Origin of the sequence: Acinetobacter seifertii, assembly GCF_000368065.1 — a bacterium.
GTDB classification, from domain to species: Bacteria; Pseudomonadota; Gammaproteobacteria; order Pseudomonadales; family Moraxellaceae; genus Acinetobacter; species Acinetobacter seifertii.
The window spans coordinates 386,718-409,970 of sequence record NZ_KB851200.1 but is presented as its reverse complement, the minus strand read 5'-3'; the positions used below and the strand labels follow the sequence as shown (position 1 = coordinate 409,970).

The following is a 23,253-nucleotide window of genomic DNA, read 5'->3' as shown; positions in this document are numbered from 1 at the left end:
TTTATTCCTTTGGAATTAATGCTAAAAGTTCTTCTTTTTTAGCACCTGATTCAAATGCAATACCTTTTTCAGTTAACACAGCTCGAAGTTCATCAACTTTAAGCCCTGCATAGTTAATTGGTTGTGGTTGAGTATCACTTGGTTTTTGGCCGTCTTCAGGTGTTTGACCACCTTCACCTGCTTCCAGTTCAGAAATACGTGCTTTCATTGCCTCAGGATCATTTTGGAAGGCAATGAATTCACCTTTCAAAGTTGCCAGTTGTTTTTCGAGTTCAGCAATTTTTGTTTCTGTCATTTGTTGTCTTTCCCGTGCACGGTTAAATGATGAAAGTCCCATATGTGGATCTCCAAATAGTTAAGGCGGTATTACCCGCCTTTTTGTTATTTGATCTTGTGCTTGAATGCCACAATGCGGATCTGTTTTGGATCGTAAACACGTTCCCAGTTTGCAGCTGTTGCTAGACCAGCGTTATTAGGAGCAATACCTGTATCGCCTGCCCACTTAATGCCGCGAGGGTGCAAGACAAAGTGACGGCGGTTAATAAGAATGTCAGTACCCGCTAAACTGTCACGGTCTGTTTCTACACCAACTGGTGCGCCAATATCTTGGAAACCAATCGCACCTTGGCCAAACAAGAATGAGGTAAATACATCACCATCAACTGGCATGCCATCATCAACGATCACACGACGGTCCATAAAGGTTTTGTATAGAACCACACCATCAGCATCTCGAACAGTTTCGATTAAGCCTTGCTTAGCTAAAGCCGCCATGGTTGCCGAGTGCATTGCAATAGCCGTTAATTTATCTACGGCATCACCCAACTTATAAGAAGCATCAACAAAAGATACACCATCAATTACAGCGGCAGCTCCAGTTCCAGCAGAAATATCGTGAGTATTTCCTGTCATGCTGGCCGCCCCGAATACACCTTTAAGGGTGTTTACGGTAAAACCTTGAAACTCACGCGACCAGTAATCTGCCACCAGATCACCAACCGCACCAAGTGGATCGTCACCAGATAATGCTTTAGCCAAATCATTAGCGCCCCATGCTTTACCACGTGCATGAAGAATCGCAATGTCCTTGCCTGAAGTGATGTTATTTACAGATAAATGTTTTGAATCTGAAAGTACTTCTGACTCACCGCTTAAATCATTCCAGAATGGGATATTTACAGTTGTACCACCCTCTGTTCCGAAAGCTACATCTACATCTAAATCCCCAACAATGCCAGACTGCCATAATGCAGACTTTTCAGCAGTTTTATTTAATACGTACGGAGTGAATAACTCGGGTACGATTACATCAGCAATTTTTGTGTCGCCCATTAGGCTTTACTCCTTAAAGTTTAATACCGTGTTTTGCCGCTAGCTCTTTAGCTAGTTGCGGATTTTCATTTCGTAATTGCGCTAATTTGGTCATATTTACCGAGCCATCGGCTTTGAGAATGTCTGGCTGACCTTTTGAATTGTTGCTACCAGGTGCGCCCATGCCATTAGGCTTAGGCCAGTAATACGGTTTTTGCTCGCGTAGAGATTCAACCCATTCTTTTGGAGTCATCGGTGTCTGACCATCTTTACCAATGACCACATCCCCGTTTTCATCAACTGCCACAGCTTTGCCGTTTTCATCTAATGCAAACTTTGTCTGAGCTAAAAAGGCGATATCAGGGGTCGCTTCTGGCAGTGCTTCAAGTTCAATAGCAGCCTGAACAATTTGGCTTTGCACTACTGATTTCTTGAATTTCTCGGCATAAGCTTCAGCTTTATCTGCCCGTTCTTTCTCTGCCTTAAGAACCTTGTCATGCTCTTCACGCATCTTCTCAGTGCGTTTCTGAATAACTTCTTCAATCTTGCCTTCTGCAATAAGTTTGGATTCTTCATCCTGATTTGATTTATCAAGCAGGACCTTGATTGCATCCAGATCTAAACCCTCAACCTTTGATTTCAATGAACCTAGTTCATCTTTCAACTCTTTTTTATCTTTGATAAGTTCAGCGTTCTTATCTTTAAGACCTTTAACAGCTTCATCAACGGCGGCTTGAATAGCTGCTTTAATTTCAGGATTTTCCAAATCAACTTTGATTTCGTCTGGCATTTAAAAATCTCCTTGAGATACCGCTTAGCGGGTTTAATTGTTGAACCCTCTGCTTAGCTTCAGGCATTAAAAAAGCGCCCATTAGGACGCTGTATTTCGATTAAAATCTTAGAAATTTGTTGCAAATAAACGGTAGCCTTCTAGCTCCCAAAGTTTATTTTCAGCTGACTTTTCTGCATTTCCACGAGCCATACGCTCACCAATTTCAGCATCAAAGTTTTCAGCATTCACACATGCACTAAAACCCGTTGCTAGGAAAAACTTTCCATCTAAAAATGCATGGACAAAAGTAGATGTCGTGCCACCGGGGCGTTGCTCAACCGTATATGTAACACGCTCCATCAATGAATCAATTTGCGCTTTAGTTACTCGGGGTGCCACAGACTTTTCAGCTAACTCTTGCTCTGTTACTTCTTTGATCATTTTCTTCTCACAAAAAAAGCACCCGAAGGCGCTAAGGTTAAAAATTAAGTTCTAATTGATGAGTGCAATTGCTTTTAATCTTTCAAAAGTAAAACCGTAAATTGCCATGGCTCTTGAAATATTAATTTGAAGAAATGGCACCAGAATTAATTTTGTGCTCAGAATATATTGAGCATCTGACATAGTGATTTGCTTTTCAGACATTTGTAATACCTTTCGCTACATTTCCTTTGTTTGATTTGGCCTTGGTGCATCACTCACTAAGCGAACACCATGAGCACCATATGCTTCAAAAGTTACAGTAATTGTTGCGGGTCCATTTAAGGCATCAGAATTCATCTGTACTGCTCTTTGTCCAGCTAGAGGTTGTCCAGTTTCTTCATCACAAATAACCAGATAACCTTTCAAAGTAGGGTGACGCTTTAGCACTAAATGTCTTGACTCACTCATAAGCCCAACTCCTTAAAGGTTTGCTCATCCAACTTTCGAAGTTGGTCCAATGTATATAACCGCCCCTCTGGATCGAAGAACTTATCAAAATCAAACTTCCCCTCTTTGAAAAGTTTGTAACGCTTTGGCCCTAACCATTCTTTCTGGAAAAAGTCATCAGTCTTGCTAAAAAACTCTTTGAAAGACGTGTTTGCATCCAGTTGGCCGATTAATTGGCTCCGCTCTTCTTTTGGAATGTCTTTAACTCGCCGCTCATCCATCACAAATGGGCGTACACCGACAAGCTGCCCGTCTTTTTCGACCGGTATCAAGATACTTCGACAATTAGGATGCAACGGCGGTACCCGCTTTGCTGGGTCATTCACTTCCCAAACAGATCCGTCCAAAGAAGCACATAATTTTGTTGTTCTACCATCCAAAACACTTACAAAACGGACATACTCAAAACCGATTTTATTGAAAGTGTCTAAATATGCTTGATTGGCTACATGGCTTCGTACTGTTCTTACAGTACGATCTATATCAGCTTTGGAACTAGTTAATAAGCCATCTTCATAATTAAGGCGTTTGGTACCACGAATCCGCTGGACGATTTCCTGATTAGTTTTGCCTGAGCTAATCCCGTCACGGATAGCATATTCGACCTTTTGACGTGCGCTTTCAGCAATCTTACTTAGAAGATCATCTACAAGAGCACCACCAACTAAAGGGACCTTCTTTGCAGCAGTAAACAGCTTTTCACCGTTAGGTTTCTTAATCTTGCCGCCGTATAACTTAGCTGTGTAATTAGCTTCATATACAGCCATTGCAGTTGCTGAAACAGCAAATACCTCAGGCAATGAAGAATTTAAACTGGTATGCCAACCAGATATTAAGTCTCGTAACTCCTTGAGGTTAGAAGTAGTATAAAGACCTGCTGCAAGAGCTGCTTTTTCAGAATCATTTAACTCATCAAGCAAATCCCGAAGCTTTGCCAGCATTAAAGCTGACTCATCATTAAAGATTGTTAGTAATTCATTAACTGATTGAGATGAAGTCCGGTACAAATATGCTTGGTGTTGAGTTAGTACCTCGAGTAGTGATTTATCTTCTTTTGAGGCCATTTATTACTCCTACAACGGCATACTATCCCGCTCACTTTCAACACGCTTCAACTCTTCCTTAAAATCATGAGCTGGCAACTTACCCGTAGCGATATATTCCCAATAGGTTTGGAACGAATTCTTTCCAGCTATTGCACCTTCATATAGTTGCTTAGCAAGATTGATGTCGTATTGCTGAACTATAAATTCAGGCTCAACCGTAAAAGAGTATTTAGATGGATCTAGCTTTAACCATTGGGCAGCATATTTGATTGCCTGCTCAATAGCAGCAGCTGCACAAGTCACAATACTATGGAGGCTTGCTTGCTGGTCATCCTGACGGGCACGGCGCGCTTCGCCTGACTCTTGTGAGTTGGTATCAATTACCTTTGCTCCAGCTTCAAGAGCTGCATTCTTTTGAGCATCCATTTCATGCTTTGTGAGTTCAATACCATTGCCTGAAATTTCTAAATAACCACATTGTGAATCTTTGGGTAGGCTCCAGACAGCCATTACACCAGTTACGCTAAGATCGGGATCTTCATCATCAATGCCATTAATCCATGGCTGAGGGTGCGCTGTATGGTGAAGTGACTGAAAATAATCAGCACTGAGCTGGTAATACTTCAAAGCAGCTTTAGCCATTGTCAAAAGTGGGACTGTACCGACATCTGGTGAATTATCAGTGGTGCCGCAAAAAACAAATGGTGTAAAAGAAAGCAGATTACCGCCTAGACCAGGTGTTTTATCTTCTTCCTTAGAACCATCAAATAAACGTACTGATAAAGCGCCATCTGTCATAGATAAAACACGATGAACCGTCTTTGTATTGTGGCCAAACTCATCCTCACTATTATCAAATTGCTCCTCAAGTACTAATAGCTTTAGATCTTTGCGGCCACCAATGCTGTTTTCCTTCCAGTTTATGATGGATAGGGCATCGTAAAGCGCGAAATAAGGCACGCCATTAGCATCGACATCAACCAGCAACCCACAGCGACCATATTCCAGTAACTCTAAGCAAATTCTGATAAAGAGTTGTTTAAGGCCAAATCCATCATTTGTTGCATTCGTGATAAGCCCTTGCAGCAAAGTGCTTTCAATCACGATATTTGGATCTAACTTTGAAACCAAACCAATCATCGTGCGAAGAGAATCTTGAACCCAAAGTGGATACTGAGCACGGCTTAAATAAGCTTTGTAAATCTCTCCAGCTGTATCACCCTGCTTTTCAGCCTCAATCATGCCAGCCGATTTAGCCAAGTACTTTGTTTGTGCCTGTTTGATCTGCTCTTCACCGGCAACGGCGTCACGCATAATCAACCAGCTTTTTTGTGCAGCAATATACTGCGGATGTTTATCAGTAACTGCCATAAAAACACCAATAAAAAAGCACCTATAAAGGTGCGTTGTTTAAGACATCCCGCGAATCCTACGAACTCCAACAGATTTCTTGTCGATCGGGAATAAATAAGCGATTGGATATGTACCTGCATCATTCATATGGTCAAAACCGGCACTCTTATCCGGCTGTCCATAATCATCATAGATTTGTCGTTCTAGGCATTTTGCAAAGTGAGGACATTTATCTACATTTACAAATAATCTGCGCTCAGACAAAGTATTGCAGAGCATACCGTTCATTGAGTTAATACGATCTTTAACTGCTGGGTTTCTACTGTTCACATGTACTTTAAAACTAGCCTTTCTTAGTAAAGCTAGATCCGTTTCACTAGCATTACTCGACTTTCGATTATCACCTGAAGCATCGGGATAAACTGCAATTTCATGTTTTGGATATCGTTCCTGTATCGCTTCAATCATTGCTGGGGTATCAAAGAGATTTACAAACTCATCGACAGCATGCATCTGCTCACCACGGCGAACATACACAACAGCAGCCATTTTGGTTACGTTAAAATCCATCCCGATATGAAGCACCTCATTTACTTGAACTGTTTCAGTAGATGCACTTAATAAGCGATTAAAGCAATAGAAAATGACACCTTGGTAACTTTCAAAACTTGCCTCATATTCCTGGCTAAATGTCTTCGGATCCATCTTGCGTTTAGCAACAATGATCTCAGATTCAGGAATATTCCCACCCTGAAGCGATGTATAAGAAAAGCTTTTACAATCCGGTTCATGCCCTGGCTGACCGTCCATGAAAGTGTCATAACAGTGGTTGAAGCCTTTAGGTGTTCCGATCCTTAAAACATGACCACCAACCCTCTGTTCGCCGTTGACAACATATTTACATGTTGAAAGCATCGGGCGAAGTACTTCTTCCCATGCCGCCCATTTACAATCGGCCCATTCATCAATAATTAAGAAAAATAAACCAGATCCACGAAGATCATCATAATTGTCTAGACCTACGACACGAATTACATGGCCACTTCTTAAAGTGATTGAACATTCAGTTTCATTTGGTTTACCAGCTCGCCATGAGGCTGGAATAGCCTGCTTTAATCGCTTCCAGAAAACCCGCTTTGCTTGCTTAAATGTTGGAGCTGCATACCAAATTTCATCCTCGACAGAAACATTCCATTTAGCTGCTAATCTTGCGGCTCTGCGCATTTCAGCCTTAGCCAAGAATGTTTTACCAAAACGTCGACCACAAACAGCATCACGAAAACGGGCTTCTTTTTGCCAGCCCCACAAATAAATATTTGCCTGCTTTGGTGTTAATTGAACCGAACCTTCTGGAGGATTAAAGAATTGGCTCATTTGGTATCTCCTCATCAGGATTCAGCACAAGCTTGTAATCCTCTTCAGGTGGACGATACTCAGGTGGATTTACCTCACGTTGTAACTTCTGAAGTTCAAGCTTTTTAATCTCAAGCTCTACTTCAGCTTTGGTTTTGTTCGCTTCAGGATTACCACCTTTATTATTTTGTTCCCCCTTCTTGTCATAAAAGCCTTTCATGATCTTTTGTATTTGGTCCACGATCTTAATTGTCATGGTCACATTGTTTTTTTTAGTCCAAAGCAAATCACTTAAAATCTTCAACTGAACAATGTCATTTGCACCACTAATTTTATTTAGTGGTTGACTCAAATACTCTTCCCGTGTTTTTTCGAAAATTTCTTTAAGTTCCTTGCTTAAGTCTCTTCCAGCAAACTTTGTAGGGTCATATGACTCTACCTGCTGTCTAGAAACATCAATGTCAAATTCTTCCTTGACGAGACCAACTGTTTCTTGAGGGGTATTAAACACAGCAAGCGATTGTACAATAAAGAGTTTTTGCTTTTTGTTTAATGTCGCCATTTCTCTCTATCCGTCAAGGTACATCAAGGAAACAAGGCAAAAAAAAAGAGCCCTTAGGCTCAACTTATTAAACATGTTCCACAGCACTTTGAAATATTTACCTCTGATACAAACGGCGCTTGCTTCGCCACTTCAAGTAGCCGCTTAACGCTTTCGTCCGCTCCCCATCGTTTTACAACGCCTACAAATTCTTCAACATCATGACCTGCCAAGTAGTGCTTTGGTAAACCTGTCATATCACTGTAAAAAGCTTCGCCATCTTCATCACGCTCCACGCCAATGTGATAAAGTTCATGTTCGATTAAAGCGCAAAAGTCTCGGTCTGTAGCTTGGTCGCAATAACTAGCATCAATTGTTATGAGGTAAACCGGCACATAGCCGAACCAATCACGCATTTGCTGCTCTTGCCGTGCTTTCTTCCAACCACCTTGATTGAACATTACTTTTTCACATTGACCTAAAACCATACGCTTTTTAGCCATACAAGCAGATGAAGCCCATGCACAGGCTAGGAATTCTTCATTATCATGAAGCAGCTCAGCAATATGGTCATGATCAGGGTTATGTAGAGGTCCACCAATAGTTAAAAAGTTTGTGATCACCCAATTCATTAGGTCAGGTGCTGGGGCCAATATAATAGCCTCATCCTCCTCGGCTTTATCAATCAAGTCCTGTGGAGGAAATGGTCTGATCTGATCCATCTTCAATTCTCGCTAATTCACTTTTTATCCAGTTGATGACATATCCCGACAAAATAGAATCTGGATGAAAGCGCTCTATTTTATAACCCATCTCTTCAGCTTGATCATATCGATCAAGACTCCATGCTTTATTTGCCAGCTTTCCACCACGTCCACCAGACCAGGGCCCACCCTCAATTTCAATGAGCAAACGCAATTTCACAATATGAAAATCAAAGCGCCAGTGTTTGGTATGGATCGGTTGAAACTTACTTTCAAAACCAATCGCCAAATCCTCAAGTTCTTCCTTAAGTGTTGCCTCAGCCTCGAGATATTTTTGCTTCGCCTTAGGCAGTGGTCTGGATTTGGGTTTGGTTTTAGGTTCTTTTTTTCTTGTAAGCCAAAAATAATCTTTACCATCCATGCCCTAGCCCCTTAAAAGAAGCCCTTAGGCTTGTTGTTGAGCCGTGCAATTAATTTGTTTTGCTTTGCTATGGCTAAAAAAAATCGCTCATCTAAGTGAGCGATCTCTTCTTCTGTTAGGCCTTTGGTTGTGCAACTGCCTGTGTGATTTAGCTCTATTTGGAGCTGTCTAATCTCATGCGTAATTTTTTGAAATTCAGTCATACATACTCCAAAAAGAAAAAGCCCCGCCAATAACTAGTATTTGGCAGGGCTTCATGCGCCGTAATACGCTCGGCAAATTAAAAATTTAAATCTGAAGAAAAATTTATACTTCTTATTAAATGGATAAATTGATTGTATTCATCTTCACTATCGAACGGAAACTCTACTTCAGAACCATCCGAGAAATTAACTAATACGGAGCTAAGGTCTATACTTGATTCTATTTTGACAATTTGATCAAGATTATAATGACATGTACCAACTTGATAAAATTTAGGCAGATTACCCATTTCTTATTCCTGTTTAATTTTATTTAGAAAATTATAAGGCCTAAGCATAAAATTTCATAATTCATTCAATACAAAAAAGCTCACCATTTGGCGAGCTTTTAAAATCTTTCTGGCGATTACTTTACATTTCGCCCATTTTAGAAATCTTTATACTCAAGTGTATACCCAACTGTCAAGCACAAGTTTCTTGATTATCAGGAAGTTCAAAACGAAATGAGCGAGAAATACCCGATCTAATTTCATTTTCCCATTCTGCAACAATAGATTCTCCAAATAACTCAAACTTTTGATAGCTTTTTATGTAAGCAGTCTTAGTGGCAACAATTCCTGCAATTTTCATTTTTTCATTTAATGTATATGGACGCTTGCCAGTTCCATTACATTTTTCGCAAAACTTTGCCCCTTCAGAAAAACCTTTTGAATTAAAAGTTTCGAGTTTTCCTATTCCTTGGCATCCTCCACACATAGCCTTAACAAAAACATGGCCACGCAAAATAATCTCAGCCATTCCTTTAGCCAGATTAGTGAGATCACCTTGAGCATTAGTAGGTGTAAATTTTTTCTTTACCATTTCTTCATGAATCTTTACCGCTAATTTATTTCGCGCTCGGAAAAAATTACCAGATTTAATCTCGCCGCGAACGAATTCAACCTTGCCCGGAATATCTTCAATACGGCGTTCAGTTTGAAAATTAAAATCATATTTACTGTAAAAAGTTTCAGTTTGTTTTTGTGCCGGGGTAATTATTGCAATACGTTCAAAATCAACCTTCTCAACCAGTACTGTGGCCCAAAGCTTTGCAGCTGGTGATAACAGCGCTAATTCACCTAAAACTACATCTTTTGAAATTTTCTTACCTTCTGCTTTGCCTTGAGCAATAGCAAGGCGAAGTAACTCAATAAAATCAAACTTTTCAACTAACATAATCGCCTTCCTACTTACCCTTTACCTTTAATAAAAAACAACTTGTTAAAACCTTTTTCACATCAAAATTTTGCATATCGCCCGAATACAAGCATTGCTGCATCCCGTGCATGTTCATTAGTTCTCTTTGCCCACCCTGTTAGTTTTGAAAAATACTTAGCATCAGTTTTGGTTTTGTTAGCTGCAGGGTGAATCATCTTGTATTTCAAGCCTTGTTCTTTGCACCAATCCTCCCAAATCTGAGCATCCCTCTTCACGGATCCGATCCCCTCACGAACTCCGGCACCGCTGCGAGCTTGTCGCGCGTCTGCATTACCAAACCATGTACGCAAACGGGCATCCTCAATAAACAACATTAGATTTTCTTTGCCATGGCCCTCTACCAGCTCTAAAACTTTGCTCATTGCCTGAGTAATTGTTAGAGATTCAACATCGTGTAGTTGGCCACCAGTACCCTGGTCAAATGCCACTGCAAAGCCGGTATTTACTCCAGTATCAATTCCAATTAAAACTTTGCTCATTACACTTAACCCTTAAGTAACTGGTCTAATTGATTGGCAATGCCGTTATAAACACGTGATTTATCCAGATCACCCAATAGAGTTAACGCATGGGCATCTTGTTTATATTTTTCTACTAACTTAGCTAGATCTTCCTTTAACTTAATTATTGGATCTGGCTTATATTGATTATGAGGTAGATTTGGAAAACCTAATGCTGGCCGCCCCCGTGCCGTAATTTCCAATTCATAAAGGTTTCTTAAATTGTGAAACCCAATTGGACAATGAATCTCACGATCTACCAATTTTGCTAATTCGTGGCGTTGTTCTTCCAGCCATTTACTGTCCATTATTTCCGCCCTCTATAGTTAAAATTGCGCTCTGCAATTCATTCATCTTTTGAGTTATCAAAGCGCCTGTTCTTGGATACTTATTTCTTAATCCTCCATTCAGCTTGAAATAACGCCTCATGTAAGCCTTTGCTTCTGGAAGACCACCATAAGAATTTATTAATTCTTCAGCTGCACAGTGTGGGCATTTATTCATGGCTTGCTCCTTTGTAATTCTCAAAGAAAAACTTCACCGGCTCAGATTTAATTTCAATCAGTCCAAAACGAAGCAAATGACGAGCATGTGTGCTATCGCGTAGTAACTGCACATCACGATAATGAGTAAGCATCTTCCGCCACCCTTCCAGCGGCATAGACGATTTGTTTGTATTGCAAGGAACACATGCAGGGTTCATGTTTTCTAAAGTGTCGTTTTGCGGTCTAGTCATTTCACCCGTAATTAACTTACCGCCACCAACATGAATTAAATCTCGTCTCACTGCTTCGATATGATCTGCATGCCACTTTTCACCCAGTAATTCCCCGCAGTAGGCACAATGTCCACCAAACTTTTGTTTTAGCTCAGCACGTTGCTGTTTAGTTAACTTCATCGGCTATGCTCCACTTTCATACCGTCAAACTCTTGATCAATTACGGCCATACCGCGCACTACAGCTGCTTGTGAAGGAAGCTTCTTAAAATCAATAGTGTTTACTTCATGGCAGTGTTTGCACATAAACTTATTTTTCTTTTCAAGCTTTGCCTGTATTTCACGGACCTCTGCCAGCATTCTGTTATTACGTTGGGTGACTTGATTCAATTGGTCTAAATATTTGGCAATCCATAAAACTGGATTAAGTTTTGTTTTGCAGTCCATACAAAGGATCTCATTATCTTCCTTTGATATTTGAATACGCCCGTGATCACACTCCACAATCTCATTTCTACGTGTGAACTTGATAACTTGATTTTGTTCATCAACATGAATCACATGCTTATCTTGGAAATGGCTCATACATTCGCCCCTTCAATTAGCTGAAGAATATTTCTAGGTATCGGCATACCTTCTCGGCGACACATCTCTGCGTATTCATGCGGATTGTCGAAAGGATCTGGCCCTAATTCTTTTGCAAGTTCAGGCTCTTTTTCTTTTGCCTGAAGTTTTTGTACTGGTGCTGGTTTACGGCCATTAATCTTTAACCGCTCCATTAAAGATTTGAGATGCTTTTGCGCTTCGTCATTGCTTACTGGAGTGTGTTCAGGTTCTTTATGCTCTAGTTGTAACGGCGGTGTGTAAAACTCTTGCTGACGGCCCTTTAACTGCGCTTTAGCCACCATCACGTTGTAGGTTCCGAAGAAATTATCTTGAGCTGCTCGCATTTGGCCGGCTTCGATCAAATACATCACTTCGTCTAATGCATATTTTGTAATTTGTGTAATAACCACGGTACGGTCAGTCGTAAATTTACATGCACGTGACCAAGCTTCTTCGGGAGACATCCAACTTTCACCGATGCACCAGGTGCGAAACTCGGCAAATGACGGCATAAAGCGTCCACCTGCTGTAAGTAAACGACCAAGTGCGTTGTTAAATTGGTTTTGTTGAACGCCAGCCAGTGTTTTAAGTGCGATCTGTTCTACTACTGACAGCGGTATTGCACTCTCTCCACTTGTAGGGAATTGCTTATTGAACTGAGCAGCGTAAACAGTGCGAAGAGAAGCGATTAATTGACGCACTTCGTTCAAGGTAATCTCATGCATGACCTATCTCCTCAATCATTGGAAACTTTTTTGCCGGGGTTACATCCACGATTTGAGATTCGATTTGTTCTTCAAAAAGATTGGCGAAGTAACCCGACTCTTGTGGTTTTTGAACAGCTGAATTGATTTGCTCTTGCTTCTTGCGGTTAGCAGCAACTTGTTTCTCGTTGTTTTGAACCCAAGAGAACCACTTAACCAGCCAGATGCTTGGTGTATTCAACGAACTTGATTCGTTTGCAAAGTACCAGTCACCGAAATTTTGAATCATGGTTCTCAAGTCGATTTCAGGTACAGAAACAAATCTTTGTTGAGCAAGTGAGATGAAATCGTATTGAAACTCGCTGTATTCAGAAATGAATTCACGCATTGAGTAACGCTTGTGATCATCGATCTGATACTGAGCAAATTGGATTGGTGTAAATTGCGAATTTTCTTCACGCGCATTACTACTACTATCAATAATTGGTTCTTGGTTTATGGTTAATGGTTTATGGTTATTGGTTGGTTGCACGCCCGTTTGTTCTTCGTCTAACGGATTTTCAACGACCGTTGAATTTTCGTTAGACGATTGGTCATCTTTTGATGAACCACTGTTGGACGAACCTTTCTTTTTCGCTGCACGTTTTGCAGCAGACGCTTTACCAGCCTCACTCGCTTGTTTCTTTTTCCCGTGATATTCAGCAATTTCTCGTTCACAACGATTATTGCGATAAACACCTTCTTCAAGAATGAAAAACTCATCAAGTACATATTTGAGAGCTTCTTTTTGCTCTTCGGTAGTACATTGCAAACGACGTGCTAGACGATCAATGCTTGATGCATCAATCGCCTTCTCCGTGTCGTAATACATGTCTAATAAGTCGCGGTAAATCGCACGCTCAATTAAACTGAGGTGGCGAGTCGCATTGTTAAAGTCACCAATATGGTGTTGGTAATAATTCATTTTGCACCACCTAAATATTCGAATGCGCATTTAGCCACGATTGAAACTTGTCCATTTCCAATGGCTTTAAGTCGGTCCACCCGATGGGCCACCCCATCAGCCACTCGACCCAGTTCGGGTTCAACTTGCCACCATGTGAATTCATTACATGATGATCGAGCCGATCGTTTACCCTGCTCTTGCCATCTTTCCTGGTCAGCGTCGCTGGTGAAGACCCTTTGCTCATTGAGGCAGTCGGGGTGGGCAAATTCTCCACCACGCCGGCTAAACCGTTCCTTGGATGATTGCTCACCTTGCCTCGCTTGTTCCCATCCGAAGCTTTGGGTGTCGGAAATTGCATTTGACGCTTCTTTAAGGCCTTCCTGCTGTTGCTTCCACCATCTAGACCGGTGCAATTCGGAGTGTGAAAGAAGCTGACTCCATTTGGCGACAATCCATATTCGGTCCCGGATATGGGGCGCTCCAAAGTTAGATGCTGAAAAACGTGCCCATTGCGCGTCATACCCCATTTGGGCAAGGTCACTGATGACTCTTGTAAGTCCTCTGGAAACAAGCATTGGTGAGTTTTCCACGAACACGTATCTAGGTCGTACTTCACCGATAATTCGTGCCATTTCTGACCAAAGCCCGGAACGTTCACCTTCAATCCCTGCGCCTTTTCCTGCGGATGAAATGTCTTGGCACGGAAAGCCGCCAGATATAACGTCAACAATTCCTTGCCATGGTTTTCCGTCAAAAGTTGTAATGTCAGACCAAATTGGGAAAGCTTCGAGAATTCCATCATTCTGTCGTTGCGCCAGAACTTGTGCGGCGTAGGCATCACGTTCAACTGCGCACACTGTTCGCCATCCCAAGAGATAAGATGCGAGTACTCCGCCACCAGCGCCTGCGAAAAGAGCCAACTCATTCATTTAGACTCCTCTTCATTCATCTGAATAAAAGTGCTGCCTAAGTACCGGATCCGTTTAGCTTGATATAAGCTTGAAATGATTTGTCCAGCATGGAAAATTGGCATTCTGTGCTGTTCTGAAAGGGCTTGCATAAACTCATCACGAGTTACCGCTGCATTATTTTCGTCATAACCTTTGTTACGTAAATTTTGCTTTTTCACCTCAAATAGGTGCCCAAGCACTCGCAATGCAGGCTCATAAAAAGATTGGATTTCACTTTGCTGACGAGAATCTTTGATTTGGTGTGTAAAGCTGTTCATGACACCTCCGCTAATGCTTGCTCAGCGCTTGTTAGTCGGCGTTTGGCATTAAGTTCTGCAACTGTTGCTGTGCGGATTTCTTTTGAAGAAACCAGAATCAAATGATTCTCTGATTTGATAGTCCACAACCTAGTCAAAGTTTTATTTTTAACCTCAAATAAATCATTTGATTTGAAAGTACGACACTCTTTAGTAAGTACTACAACGTCACCCACTAAAAATTCTGGCTGGTTGCGTTCGGTTGTTTGATTTGATAAATTAGTTTTATTCATTTGATTCATCTCGACTGAATGCCTATAAACCACTCCTGTTACAGCAGGTAGTGGTTTTTTATTTGAATAAAATCCGCATGTATTCAGGTGAAGTGAATGCATGTGCTAAATAAACTCGCGTTGCTTCTGCAATTTCAGGTGAGCAATACACATCACTTTCTTGCACAACCTTCAAACCAATGGCTGTCAACAAAAAGCTAATAAACTCAATCTCAGTCCATCCATTTGATTTCTTTTCTGTTTTCATCCGTGAAAGGATGCTTGCATCGACATTTATCATCTCTGCTACTTGTCTTTGATTGCTAGCGTTAAGTGCTTGCAATATGAGCGATTCGTTATTGCTAGCGCTTGCAGGCAATTCATTTAATACTTTGCTCATGGTTTAGTTCCTAAGCGGTTAATGCTTGTAAATCGGCTTTAAGTTTGCCTTTGGTTTTGACTTGCAGGACTGCTTGAGTTCTGGCTGGTATACCGTTGTTTTCCCACTTCCAGAGGGTCACGGTTGAATATCCAGTTTTTTCAGACAACTCTTTCCGATTTTTGCAGCCGTGGTATGTCATGAGGTCACTAATTTTCATGGTTACACCAAGTTAACTATAGTTAATAAGCCAAATTTACCACTTGTTAACCATAGTTTCAATAGATCGTATTAACATTAGTTAATGTTTTTGGAATATTTGTTATGTCTTTACACACTCGAATTAGGCAAAAACTTGAAGAAAAAAAATTAAGAGCCGCTGATTTAGCAAGAGCAACTAAAAAATCTCCTGTTGCAGCAAAGAAATGGCTAGATGGAACTAGCGTACCTACAGCAGAAAATTTGAAAGTCATTGCGAAATTTTTAGGTGTGAGTGACGATTGGTTGCTTTATGGTGGATCGGATGAACAAGAATCGAGTAACAATTTAGCTCAATTAAATGTTATTGATATTGAAGCATTTAAGCAGAAGTACAATATTCCAGATAGTGAAGATGCCGTTAAGTTTGTTCAAGCGCCAGCTAAGCCTTTCCCTATACAAAAAAGATATGTTCCAGTTAAAGCCTATTCAAAAATGGGAATGGATGGGTATTTCACAGATATGGGATACGATGGAAATGCTGGGGATGGCTATGTTCCAACTCATACAGCAGGTCCACGAGCCTATGGCATTAAAGGCACTGGCGACTCAATGTTTCCAGCAATTCGTAATGGCTGGTATGTTGTATGCGACCCTGATGCAGATCTTGTGCCGAATGAGTTTGTTCAGGTGTGCTTGAAGGATGGAAGATGCACAATTAAAGAATTTGTCGGCATCAATGGTGGGGTTTTAAGTTTGCTTTCTGTGAATGGTGGTGAGCGATTTTTCTTTGAAATGGACGAAGTTGAAAGTATTACCGCTATTACAGATATCGTGCCGCCAAGTCAGCACAGACAAGAACATCCTTATTCGCATTAATCACAGGAAGACTTATGGACAACTCTAAACTACCAATCAACCAGATTATTGCTCGCATCAATGATGCTGCGAAACATGGTGAAGCTTTGGTGCTAACAGCCGAAGAAGTGAAGATTCTTTCTAAAGACATTGGCGATAAGGTCTTTATTCCTGTGCTTACTAATGAGCAGGTCGTGCAGTTGGTGAAAGAAGGAAAGCTTGGGCAGAAAATTAAATAATAAAAAAAGACCGATAGTAAGTCGGTCTTTCCATCCAAGGTTAGCAAGGTCTTGGATTTGACTAATGTTGGCAGCATTAGCCTTTGCGCCCACCAATATCACAAGATAATTGATAAATTGAGAATAATACGTGTTTGGAAAAATATTAAATAAGTTTAAGGCTCGGTACAAGGGTGATCCTGGTGATATGAGATGGGATCCACGTACCGATACTTACGTAGGCACTAGAGAGCCAAGCAAGCATTGGACAGCAAAGGTATTATCTTATTTTGTTGATTTTTCCTTACTGATAGCTAAATCAATTAAAAAACACCCCAGCGCTTACATAACTCAGCTTTTAGCATTTATTGCTATCCTTGTTTCGTGTTTTTCTATTTATCTTCAATATTATGTAGATGATGATGAGTACAAGCGCTGCACCATAGCACATACCAACAATCAAGCGATTGCATTGAAATGTAAGAAATGACATTGCTAAAGCAATAAGGCTCATTGCCATTGTTAAATAATTAATTTCATTTTTCATAAATTTACCTGTCGTGACCCGAAACGATCCTTTAAAACATATCGGGAGGAGAGAAAATGCTTGAACTTACTGTAATTGATGTTTCTAGTGACAAACCCGAACCTTTATATGCAAGACAATTTACGACACACCCTCGTATTGGTGAATGGATCGATATAAATATTGATGAAGAAAGTACAATGTTTGAGGTTGTTAAGGTTGCTCACTCAACAAATGGTGGCGACTCTGATTTGTACGTAAAGCGTCTAGGGTTAGCCTTTGAAGTTGTTCTGGATCTGTGCAATAAAAATGATTAGCAATGTTTTGGTAATCACCATTTAATTGACTTGGGTTAGTAATGATTACCCCTATAAATTGATGTCCAGTAATTGATGAGTTGCTTTCAATCTGTAAAAGCTCCCCTTTTTTTGTAATAGCAATCATCTCAACAAACTCCATCTAACCCACCACCACGGTGGGTTTTCTTTTTTAATATATTCAAATTTTCCCTGATATTATGGGATTAAGACTTTGTGCCAACATTGATCTTAAATAACCATTAATATCGGAGAAAATATGAAAACTGAAATCATAGAAGCTCTAGCGTTAGAGCTTACTAAGGCAACCATTGCTGATACTGATCCTTCAACCATCAATATAAAAAGTGCTGATCTTTGGGTTAAAACCTACCAGGAATCACTGAAAGCGGTAGAAGAAGCTTTAAAAGAACTTAAGCCAAAGCCTAAAGCCACATCAAAACCCATTTCAGGAATGAGCTAACCCTGATTACTCACACTCTACTATACTCAGCTTGCAGTTATTCTTGGTGGCAAAGTCATCAAGAATAGCTTTCAGCGCATACGCGTTCCGAAGCGTGCACTCTATTTTGAAAGCGGCTGTGCAATCACCAAAAAGAATCTTTTCAGCACGATCAACTTTTTCTTCTAGTTGATCAATATTACTTTCCTGAAGCAGTAGTTTCTCAACCATCTGCTTGCGCCATTCAAACATTTCTTCGCCTAGACTCATTTCTATCACCTTTGATAGTTGGGTTTTCTTTTGTCTATTAAAGCATGAATTATAGTTAATAAAAAGATTAACCATTGTTAACTTTTCTCTTGACTAAAAAATTAACCATAGTTAATATAAATCTCGTAGACAACAAAAAAGCACATCGGAAGGTAAGAGAGTCGATGTGCTTTTGCAAACTGCGAGATCAATTATGAACGTAAATGCAATTCCATTCAACCATATCAAGGTAACGGGTGTTACAGCACTTGTTTTGATTGCTGGCCTAGCTTCTTGTGAATATAAGGCAGCTAACTCTAGCATCCCCTTCAATTACTCATATGAAAGCAAACAAGTAGTTGCTTCTGAATATGAACTCTTAGGAATTAAGCAAACTGGTGAAAAAACTGGTGTAGCTGTTATCCGCATAGACGGCTTCAAACTAAACGTAAGCTTTGATTTTGACGGGGTAGCAGATAACTACGGTGTAGCTGGATCTGACTTTACAGCGGCTGAAATTACTAACCTTGCTATTGAGTCAGTAACTGACTTAAGCGGCAAACCTTGGAATGATTTCACCAATCATGACGACCATAAAAACATAAATATTTTATTAGCGGGCTATATCGACCGTAATAAATGGTTGGAGGCAGCTTAATGAAAGATTACAACTGCCCTACTTGCAAGAAGATGATTCCTGTTGACCGTTCAAAAATCAAAGCTGGTGATGAGGTTTCATTTTGCAGAGTAACCCAATCTTCTAAATCTGCTCATTTTTCTTCAAGAGAAGGAATTGTCGATTGCCGTGAAGGTGATGTGGTTTTAGTTAAATATCGAAAAGAAATTATTCCTTTAAATATTAAGGATGTTTCTCCAGTTGATGCTCCAAGCCCGCTTACCTATGCCTTTGTTGGTACATGTGAATGTAAGGAAGCTGAACATGTCTAATTTCAAAAAACATCCTGACGGCTACAAGTCATTTTTAGGCCGTGATGATAAAGGGCTGTATTCAGTTCGCATTGGCTGGCAAGTGTACGCATCTAATGCTAATGGCTCAGTTCTTTACAAAGTTAAAGACGGAGTTAAGACGCCTTTAAATGTGTTCAGGTTCCAAACTTCTTATCCAAAAGTTTGGAATGAACTCACCCAAGAAATCGATTTTCAGCGCAGAAAGCAGCTCGCTATAAAACTGCGTGAAACAAATATCCCTACTTATGACCGCAAAGCATATAAGCAAAAACGCGGTTTTACAGGCTCAAGATAAGGATAAGAATAATGGCTCTACCGATTATTACTGCTGACCAAACTTTATTGGTTCAAGCAATTATTGTGTACCTATACGCTGATCCGGGTTTAGGTAAATCATCGATGGGCTTTACTGCGGAAAAAGCAATTTCTTTTGACTTTGACCGTGGTGCTCACCGTACTGGTGAATTACGTCGTGGTGCGGTTGTACAGGTTCAACAATGGAGTGATGTTGCAAACCTTACTCCGCAGGACTTAGCACCATATAAAACCGTAGTCATTGATACCGTGGGTGCAATGCTTGAATGCATTAAAACCCATCTATTGCTAACTGCTAATAACCGTCAAAAAGATGGCTCTTTAAAGTTAAAGGCTCAAGGTTTAGCGAACCAAACGTTCAAGCAATACATCAATACTTTGATCAGTTTAGGTAAAGATGTTGTTTTCATTGCACACGCATCAGAAGATCAAAACGGTGATCAAATTATTTACCGCCCAGATCTAGGTGGTAAAAACCGTAACGAGCTTTACCGTATCGCAGATGTCATGGGTTATCTAACAACTGTTACTACTGGTGAAGGTAAAAATGCCCGCGTTATTAATTTCAAACCTTCGCCTACACATCATGCGAAAAACTCAGGTGCTTTAGGCGGTGAAACCGGTGAAGTATGGGTACCTGATCTTAAAGCACACCCTACTTTCTTGGCTGACCTGATTACTCAAGCTAAAGATCACATTAACACCTTAACGCCTGCACAACTTGCAGCAGCTAAAGCCCAAGAAGAGCTAGAAAACTGGAAACAAAGCTGTGAGGAAGCAGAGCATGCAGGTGACCTTAATCAATTAACTGAGTCGCTTGATAAAGAACACATGTATTACCAGAACATGCGCCAAGCAATGTTAATGAGAGCTAAAGCATTGAATTGCACGTTTGATAAGCAACGTGGCACTTGGATTAGTCCACCAGAATTTAACGGTATCTCAGATCAACAAAGAGATGAACTTCAAAACTTCATAGCTGAACGCGGCCTAGACGTGAAAACAGTTTGTGAACACTTCGGCATAGATGCCCTTATCCAAATTGAAGCAGCAAAACTACCAGCAGTTAAACAAGACATTGAATCATTAGCTAAAACGGGGATGACAGCATGAAAATTCTAAATAAAGTTGAAGCCAAACTTGCTTGGGCCAACGGTGAATTACTTTTAGTAAATAATACTGAGCGTAATGGCTGGGAACCATTTAACCCTTATGACTTTGGCTTTGATGTTTTTGATAAATTCGAATTTCAATTAAAGCCTAGAACTATTTTTATTGGTGAATTTGAGGTACCAGAACCATTAAGAGTTGCGCCAGAAAAAGGTTCTACTTGCTCTTACCCTAGCCCAACTGTTGAATTAGGTGTGCAGCAGTTTAAGTGGAATGGATCTAAAGGACAATTGCGCATGCTCCAGCATGGCCAAGTTCACTCAAGTTTTGATAATGCTTTTGCTCATTGCTGCGCCATTATCAAAGTAAGTGGAGGTGAGTTTGCTGAAGATATGCTCAAACTTCTGAACAAGCCAACTGATGAAGTTGAAGAAGAAAAGCCTTTAAAAAATGAAGTTGAGAAATCACCTCAGGTTAATACTGAAAAAACAGTAATTGAAGAGCCTACTAAAGATTTAAAAGAGGATCTCGATAGTGCAATTGTTGTTACTGAGGGGCCTTATGTTTCATCATCCGAGGATCTATTAGTTCCAGAAACTAACGAGCCTAAAGTAGATCCAGAATATCAGCAAACCCTAGATACTCTTCTACAGCGTGTAAAAGAGTCAAAAACACCTGCAGAAGTAAATGCGGTTTATCGTTATACCCGCACATGGGATGACGAACAAATGAAGCCTATCCTTCTCGCCACTCACAAACGTCTTGAAGAGCTAGAAAAAGAAAAGGCATCTGCTAATGAGCCACCCTCTTTAATGGTTCAAATCCAAACTGCACCAGACCTTACAACGCTAGATGCTTTGGAAATAGACGTGGCTGCACGAGATCCGCAGATTCAACCGAAGCTAATGGGGTATGTGAGAAAACGCCGCTATGAATTAGAGAATCCTACACCTACTCAACCTGAAGCTGATCCTGATTATCTATTAGTGGACGGTTTCTAACATGAAAGATCAGTACAAGAAAGTGAGCCAAAAACACATGCTTGGTTTTATGTACTACTTGCAATTGCTGGGCTACGTAATAGTCCGGCAAGGCATGGATCAAGCAATGTTTCTAACCAAGCATTATGCGGTACCAGTCGCTTGGCGCCGTATAACTATCGACTATCACAACCGGTTAAATAAACCAGCTCAACAACTTTATAAAGAGTTTGTTGAGTGGACTAAAGAAGAATATTTGAGGGCGTAATGATTTTTGATTTGAATAAGGAAAGAGAGGCTTTTGAGAAGCTTTCGGAAATTGCAGAAATACTGAATGAGGAAAAATCTCATTTTAATGGTGATTTTTACGACTTACCATTCAACTCATGTGCAGAATCATTTATCAATGGAGCTTGGTATGCATGGCAAGAAAAAGCCAAAGCTCAGGCGGTGCCAGAGGGTTATGTACTAATGCCTAAGGTTCCATCGGAAAAGATGTTCCAAGCATACGAACGATATTCAGTCGCGCCGATGTCGACGCTAAGTAAAACTGGATATAAGGCAATGGTTGAAGCAGCAGGTGATCAAAATGAAAACTCTTAAAATTACTTGGCTTGATGCCTGCTCTAATTGTGGTTTTGGCGACTATGCAGAAGTAACAACTGAACGTGGCATTGGGTGCTACTTGTGGGATGGGGACAAGGTTCAGTGTCCTAATTGCAATCACAAGGGTGAAATAGAATGTGATTCAGGGGTTGCCTTTGTCAATTGGGATGAAGTTGAAGAAGCAAGCGAATCGGGAGCTGAACAATGAGCATAACTCTTAATGGTCACCAATTAAAAAGCCTTCTCGAATTTGTAAATCCAGATGGTGAAAATGATTTAGATCAACTTGAAACTGAACTAACTATTAAATTTTTTGAAGATGGGCACAGTGGCAAAGGCTATTACTTTTGGATGACCGAATATCCAGAGGAAGGCAGCATGTTGTTGGATGTTGAATCGGGAGCTGAGGGATGAACACAATGGCCCAAAGCAAGCTGTTTGGTCTTGCTGAAAATAGAACAGATGTATGGTCAACACCGCAAGATTTTTTTGAAAAATTGGATCGAGTTTTTAACTTTGATTTAGATGTTTGTGCTCTGCCTGGGAATGCCAAATGTGAGCGCTACTTCACGCCTGAAATTGATGGGCTGAAACAAGAATGGTCTGGAACATGTTGGATGAATCCACCATACGGCCGTGAAATTGTAGATTGGATTGCCAAAGCAGCAGAAACAGCAAGTAAGGGTCATACGGTAGTTGCACTCGTTCCTGTTCGCACTGATGCCCGTTGGTTTCAAGACTATTGTTTGGGTCGTGAAATTCATTTTATTCGTGGCCGCTTAAAGTTTGGCGGTTCATCATCTAATGCGCCATTTGGTTGTTGCGTTGTCGTATTTCGTCCAAGTCTTAAAGATGTTCAGTGGATTGTGACAGAGACTGATTTTAGAAAAGCGGAAAGTAAGGAGGGGTAATGGGACAAGTAGTTAAAATAGAGGCTAGTATTCTAGAAAAGATTGTTGCAGTAGCTGAACGTATTGCCCAGTCAAAAGAAGAACGCCGAGTTGGTCGTGAAGAATTTGCACACATGCTCAATATCGAACCTGAAACTCTAGACGCTCGAATTCGTGAAGGCAGATACCATAGGCCTTATAAGGATGGGCGAAAAAGTTTTTGGTTATTGTCATACGTGCAATCTGTCGTTACAGACACAAAAGAATCTGGTAAAGTAGCCACCTATTGAGGTGGCTTTATTTTATCCAAATATATAGGTACTTTATCAATCTTGAGTATCAAATTGAGTACC

The 23,253-nt window shown here is 40.5% G+C and carries 44 protein-coding genes; 16 read left to right on the top strand and 28 right to left on the bottom strand.

Annotated features, from left to right (window positions below):
• Position 1: 1 nt before the first annotated feature.
• The 27 genes from F985_RS09300 to F985_RS0104255 form a co-directional block, all read right to left on the bottom strand.
• On the bottom strand, positions 2–337 hold the full coding sequence (locus F985_RS09300) for a HeH/LEM domain-containing protein (protein WP_004700291.1): 336 nt from the start codon (positions 335–337) through the stop codon (positions 2–4).
• A gap of 44 nt (positions 338–381) precedes the next feature.
• On the bottom strand, positions 382–1,332 hold the full coding sequence (locus tag F985_RS09295; RefSeq protein ID WP_004700288.1) for a major capsid protein: 951 nt from the start codon (positions 1,330–1,332) through the stop codon (positions 382–384).
• Positions 1,333–1,345: 13 nt separating this feature from the next.
• The gene (locus tag F985_RS09290) at positions 1,346–2,101 is read right to left on the bottom strand and encodes a hypothetical protein (protein WP_004700287.1); all 756 of its coding nucleotides are present in this window, start codon (positions 2,099–2,101) and stop codon (positions 1,346–1,348) included.
• Between the two features lie 108 nt (positions 2,102–2,209).
• Complete coding sequence (locus F985_RS09285) at positions 2,210–2,524, bottom strand: Gp49 family protein (protein WP_000589036.1); 315 nt, start codon at positions 2,522–2,524, stop codon at positions 2,210–2,212.
• 51 nt (positions 2,525–2,575) lie between these two features.
• Complete coding sequence (locus tag F985_RS25875) at positions 2,576–2,728, bottom strand: hypothetical protein (RefSeq protein ID WP_004700284.1); 153 nt, start codon at positions 2,726–2,728, stop codon at positions 2,576–2,578.
• A 15-nt stretch (positions 2,729–2,743) separates the two neighbouring features.
• Positions 2,744–2,974 carry a hypothetical protein gene (locus F985_RS09280; RefSeq protein ID WP_000004552.1) on the bottom strand — a complete coding sequence of 77 codons (231 nt, stop codon included), beginning with the start codon at positions 2,972–2,974 and terminating at the stop codon, positions 2,744–2,746.
• Entirely contained in the window at positions 2,971–4,077 is a 1,107-nt protein-coding gene (locus F985_RS09275) for a minor capsid protein (RefSeq protein ID WP_004700283.1), read from the bottom strand. The genes F985_RS09280 and F985_RS09275 overlap by 4 nt, the downstream gene beginning before the upstream one ends.
• 9 nt (positions 4,078–4,086) lie before the next feature.
• Positions 4,087–5,430: a DUF4055 domain-containing protein gene (locus F985_RS09270; RefSeq protein WP_004700281.1), complete on the bottom strand. Its 1,344-nt coding sequence runs from the start codon at positions 5,428–5,430 to the stop codon at positions 4,087–4,089.
• Between the two features lie 39 nt (positions 5,431–5,469).
• Positions 5,470–6,786 carry a phage terminase large subunit family protein gene (locus F985_RS09265; RefSeq protein WP_004700278.1) on the bottom strand — a complete coding sequence of 439 codons (1,317 nt, stop codon included), beginning with the start codon at positions 6,784–6,786 and terminating at the stop codon, positions 5,470–5,472.
• Positions 6,770–7,327 carry a DUF2280 domain-containing protein gene (locus F985_RS09260; protein WP_004700276.1) on the bottom strand — a complete coding sequence of 186 codons (558 nt, stop codon included), beginning with the start codon at positions 7,325–7,327 and terminating at the stop codon, positions 6,770–6,772. The genes F985_RS09265 and F985_RS09260 overlap by 17 nt, the downstream gene beginning before the upstream one ends.
• 59 nt (positions 7,328–7,386) lie before the next feature.
• Positions 7,387–8,028 carry a putative metallopeptidase gene (locus F985_RS09255; protein WP_004700274.1) on the bottom strand — a complete coding sequence of 214 codons (642 nt, stop codon included), beginning with the start codon at positions 8,026–8,028 and terminating at the stop codon, positions 7,387–7,389.
• Complete coding sequence (locus tag F985_RS09250) at positions 7,988–8,431, bottom strand: hypothetical protein (RefSeq protein WP_004700270.1); 444 nt, start codon at positions 8,429–8,431, stop codon at positions 7,988–7,990. Before F985_RS09250 ends, F985_RS09255 begins: the two co-directional genes overlap by 41 nt.
• Positions 8,432–8,442: 11 nt before the next feature.
• On the bottom strand, positions 8,443–8,634 hold the full coding sequence (locus F985_RS09245) for a hypothetical protein (protein WP_004700268.1): 192 nt from the start codon (positions 8,632–8,634) through the stop codon (positions 8,443–8,445).
• A gap of 77 nt (positions 8,635–8,711) precedes the next feature.
• Positions 8,712–8,924 (bottom strand): hypothetical protein, encoded by a 213-nt coding sequence (locus F985_RS09240; protein ID WP_000527469.1) that lies wholly within the window; start codon positions 8,922–8,924, stop codon positions 8,712–8,714.
• Between the two features lie 172 nt (positions 8,925–9,096).
• Positions 9,097–9,849 (bottom strand): hypothetical protein, encoded by a 753-nt coding sequence (locus tag F985_RS09235; protein WP_004700265.1) that lies wholly within the window; start codon positions 9,847–9,849, stop codon positions 9,097–9,099.
• Between the two features lie 62 nt (positions 9,850–9,911).
• Positions 9,912–10,370, bottom strand: coding sequence for a hypothetical protein (locus F985_RS09230; protein WP_004700264.1), 459 nt, complete (start codon positions 10,368–10,370; stop codon positions 9,912–9,914).
• A 5-nt stretch (positions 10,371–10,375) separates the two neighbouring features.
• Positions 10,376–10,699: a hypothetical protein gene (locus F985_RS09225; protein ID WP_004700262.1), complete on the bottom strand. Its 324-nt coding sequence runs from the start codon at positions 10,697–10,699 to the stop codon at positions 10,376–10,378.
• Positions 10,689–10,895, bottom strand: a complete 207-nt coding sequence (locus F985_RS09220; protein ID WP_004700260.1) for a hypothetical protein — start codon at positions 10,893–10,895, stop codon at positions 10,689–10,691. Before F985_RS09220 ends, F985_RS09225 begins: the two co-directional genes overlap by 11 nt.
• Entirely contained in the window at positions 10,888–11,289 is a 402-nt protein-coding gene (locus tag F985_RS09215) for an HNH endonuclease (protein ID WP_004700257.1), read from the bottom strand. Before F985_RS09215 ends, F985_RS09220 begins: the two co-directional genes overlap by 8 nt.
• Positions 11,286–11,693 carry a hypothetical protein gene (locus F985_RS09210; protein ID WP_000017854.1) on the bottom strand — a complete coding sequence of 136 codons (408 nt, stop codon included), beginning with the start codon at positions 11,691–11,693 and terminating at the stop codon, positions 11,286–11,288. Before F985_RS09210 ends, F985_RS09215 begins: the two co-directional genes overlap by 4 nt.
• Positions 11,690–12,439: a hypothetical protein gene (locus F985_RS09205; protein ID WP_004700254.1), complete on the bottom strand. Its 750-nt coding sequence runs from the start codon at positions 12,437–12,439 to the stop codon at positions 11,690–11,692. The genes F985_RS09210 and F985_RS09205 overlap by 4 nt, the downstream gene beginning before the upstream one ends.
• Entirely contained in the window at positions 12,432–13,382 is a 951-nt protein-coding gene (locus tag F985_RS09200; protein ID WP_004700253.1) for a YdaU family protein, read from the bottom strand. Before F985_RS09200 ends, F985_RS09205 begins: the two co-directional genes overlap by 8 nt.
• Positions 13,379–14,293, bottom strand: a complete 915-nt coding sequence (locus F985_RS09195; RefSeq protein WP_004700250.1) for a DNA cytosine methyltransferase — start codon at positions 14,291–14,293, stop codon at positions 13,379–13,381. Before F985_RS09195 ends, F985_RS09200 begins: the two co-directional genes overlap by 4 nt.
• Positions 14,290–14,592, bottom strand: a complete 303-nt coding sequence (locus tag F985_RS09190; RefSeq protein WP_004700249.1) for a hypothetical protein — start codon at positions 14,590–14,592, stop codon at positions 14,290–14,292. Before F985_RS09190 ends, F985_RS09195 begins: the two co-directional genes overlap by 4 nt.
• On the bottom strand, positions 14,589–14,873 hold the full coding sequence (locus tag F985_RS09185; protein WP_031944437.1) for a hypothetical protein: 285 nt from the start codon (positions 14,871–14,873) through the stop codon (positions 14,589–14,591). Before F985_RS09185 ends, F985_RS09190 begins: the two co-directional genes overlap by 4 nt.
• 49 nt (positions 14,874–14,922) lie before the next feature.
• A complete protein-coding gene (locus F985_RS09180; protein WP_000048916.1) occupies positions 14,923–15,243 on the bottom strand; it encodes a hypothetical protein in 321 nt (106 codons plus the stop codon).
• A 10-nt stretch (positions 15,244–15,253) separates the two neighbouring features.
• The gene (locus tag F985_RS0104255; protein WP_000703023.1) at positions 15,254–15,442 is read right to left on the bottom strand and encodes a hypothetical protein; all 189 of its coding nucleotides are present in this window, start codon (positions 15,440–15,442) and stop codon (positions 15,254–15,256) included.
• A 104-nt stretch (positions 15,443–15,546) separates the two neighbouring features.
• Here F985_RS0104255 and F985_RS09175 point away from each other — a divergent pair, with 104 nt between their 5' ends.
• The 5 genes from F985_RS09175 (at position 15,547) to F985_RS09160 (ending at position 17,802) form a co-directional block, all read left to right on the top strand.
• Positions 15,547–16,299 carry a LexA family transcriptional regulator gene (locus F985_RS09175; protein WP_000052252.1) on the top strand — a complete coding sequence of 251 codons (753 nt, stop codon included), beginning with the start codon at positions 15,547–15,549 and terminating at the stop codon, positions 16,297–16,299.
• 14 nt (positions 16,300–16,313) lie between these two features.
• The gene (locus F985_RS09170) at positions 16,314–16,517 is read left to right on the top strand and encodes a hypothetical protein (protein WP_000370476.1); all 204 of its coding nucleotides are present in this window, start codon (positions 16,314–16,316) and stop codon (positions 16,515–16,517) included.
• Positions 16,518–16,647: 130 nt separating this feature from the next.
• The gene (locus F985_RS0104250) at positions 16,648–16,986 is read left to right on the top strand and encodes a hypothetical protein (protein WP_025469088.1); all 339 of its coding nucleotides are present in this window, start codon (positions 16,648–16,650) and stop codon (positions 16,984–16,986) included.
• A 113-nt stretch (positions 16,987–17,099) separates the two neighbouring features.
• On the top strand, positions 17,100–17,339 hold the full coding sequence (locus tag F985_RS09165) for a hypothetical protein (RefSeq protein WP_000891954.1): 240 nt from the start codon (positions 17,100–17,102) through the stop codon (positions 17,337–17,339).
• Positions 17,340–17,598: 259 nt separating this feature from the next.
• Complete coding sequence (locus F985_RS09160; RefSeq protein ID WP_000845537.1) at positions 17,599–17,802, top strand: hypothetical protein; 204 nt, start codon at positions 17,599–17,601, stop codon at positions 17,800–17,802.
• 6 nt (positions 17,803–17,808) lie between these two features.
• Here F985_RS09160 and F985_RS09155 read toward each other — a convergent pair whose 3' ends face one another.
• The gene (locus F985_RS09155) at positions 17,809–18,051 is read right to left on the bottom strand and encodes a hypothetical protein (RefSeq protein WP_000051959.1); all 243 of its coding nucleotides are present in this window, start codon (positions 18,049–18,051) and stop codon (positions 17,809–17,811) included.
• A gap of 193 nt (positions 18,052–18,244) precedes the next feature.
• On the opposite strand from F985_RS09155, the gene F985_RS09150 reads away from it, so the two are divergent.
• From F985_RS09150 to F985_RS09100, 11 genes are read left to right on the top strand one after another with little or no spacing between them, the layout of a single operon-like run.
• Positions 18,245–18,688 carry a hypothetical protein gene (locus F985_RS09150; protein ID WP_001102070.1) on the top strand — a complete coding sequence of 148 codons (444 nt, stop codon included), beginning with the start codon at positions 18,245–18,247 and terminating at the stop codon, positions 18,686–18,688.
• A complete protein-coding gene (locus tag F985_RS09145; RefSeq protein WP_004700239.1) occupies positions 18,688–18,978 on the top strand; it encodes a hypothetical protein in 291 nt (96 codons plus the stop codon). Before F985_RS09150 ends, F985_RS09145 begins: the two co-directional genes overlap by 1 nt.
• Positions 18,971–19,294 carry a hypothetical protein gene (locus F985_RS09140; protein ID WP_002134806.1) on the top strand — a complete coding sequence of 108 codons (324 nt, stop codon included), beginning with the start codon at positions 18,971–18,973 and terminating at the stop codon, positions 19,292–19,294. Before F985_RS09145 ends, F985_RS09140 begins: the two co-directional genes overlap by 8 nt.
• A gap of 11 nt (positions 19,295–19,305) precedes the next feature.
• On the top strand, positions 19,306–20,427 hold the full coding sequence (locus F985_RS09135) for an ATP-binding protein (protein WP_004700236.1): 1,122 nt from the start codon (positions 19,306–19,308) through the stop codon (positions 20,425–20,427).
• Positions 20,424–21,425: a hypothetical protein gene (locus tag F985_RS09130; protein ID WP_004700234.1), complete on the top strand. Its 1,002-nt coding sequence runs from the start codon at positions 20,424–20,426 to the stop codon at positions 21,423–21,425. The genes F985_RS09135 and F985_RS09130 overlap by 4 nt, the downstream gene beginning before the upstream one ends.
• Position 21,426: 1 nt before the next feature.
• The gene (locus tag F985_RS09125; protein ID WP_000654847.1) at positions 21,427–21,672 is read left to right on the top strand and encodes a hypothetical protein; all 246 of its coding nucleotides are present in this window, start codon (positions 21,427–21,429) and stop codon (positions 21,670–21,672) included.
• 2 nt (positions 21,673–21,674) lie between these two features.
• The gene (locus F985_RS09120) at positions 21,675–22,007 is read left to right on the top strand and encodes a hypothetical protein (RefSeq protein WP_025469087.1); all 333 of its coding nucleotides are present in this window, start codon (positions 21,675–21,677) and stop codon (positions 22,005–22,007) included.
• Entirely contained in the window at positions 21,994–22,218 is a 225-nt protein-coding gene (locus tag F985_RS09115) for a hypothetical protein (protein WP_000854113.1), read from the top strand. The genes F985_RS09120 and F985_RS09115 overlap by 14 nt, the downstream gene beginning before the upstream one ends.
• A complete protein-coding gene (locus F985_RS09110) occupies positions 22,215–22,424 on the top strand; it encodes a hypothetical protein (RefSeq protein WP_000028947.1) in 210 nt (69 codons plus the stop codon). Before F985_RS09115 ends, F985_RS09110 begins: the two co-directional genes overlap by 4 nt.
• On the top strand, positions 22,421–22,921 hold the full coding sequence (locus tag F985_RS09105; protein ID WP_004700228.1) for a DNA N-6-adenine-methyltransferase: 501 nt from the start codon (positions 22,421–22,423) through the stop codon (positions 22,919–22,921). The genes F985_RS09110 and F985_RS09105 overlap by 4 nt, the downstream gene beginning before the upstream one ends.
• Positions 22,921–23,190: a hypothetical protein gene (locus F985_RS09100; protein WP_004700226.1), complete on the top strand. Its 270-nt coding sequence runs from the start codon at positions 22,921–22,923 to the stop codon at positions 23,188–23,190. Before F985_RS09105 ends, F985_RS09100 begins: the two co-directional genes overlap by 1 nt.
• The last annotated feature ends 63 nt before the right edge of the window (positions 23,191–23,253 follow it).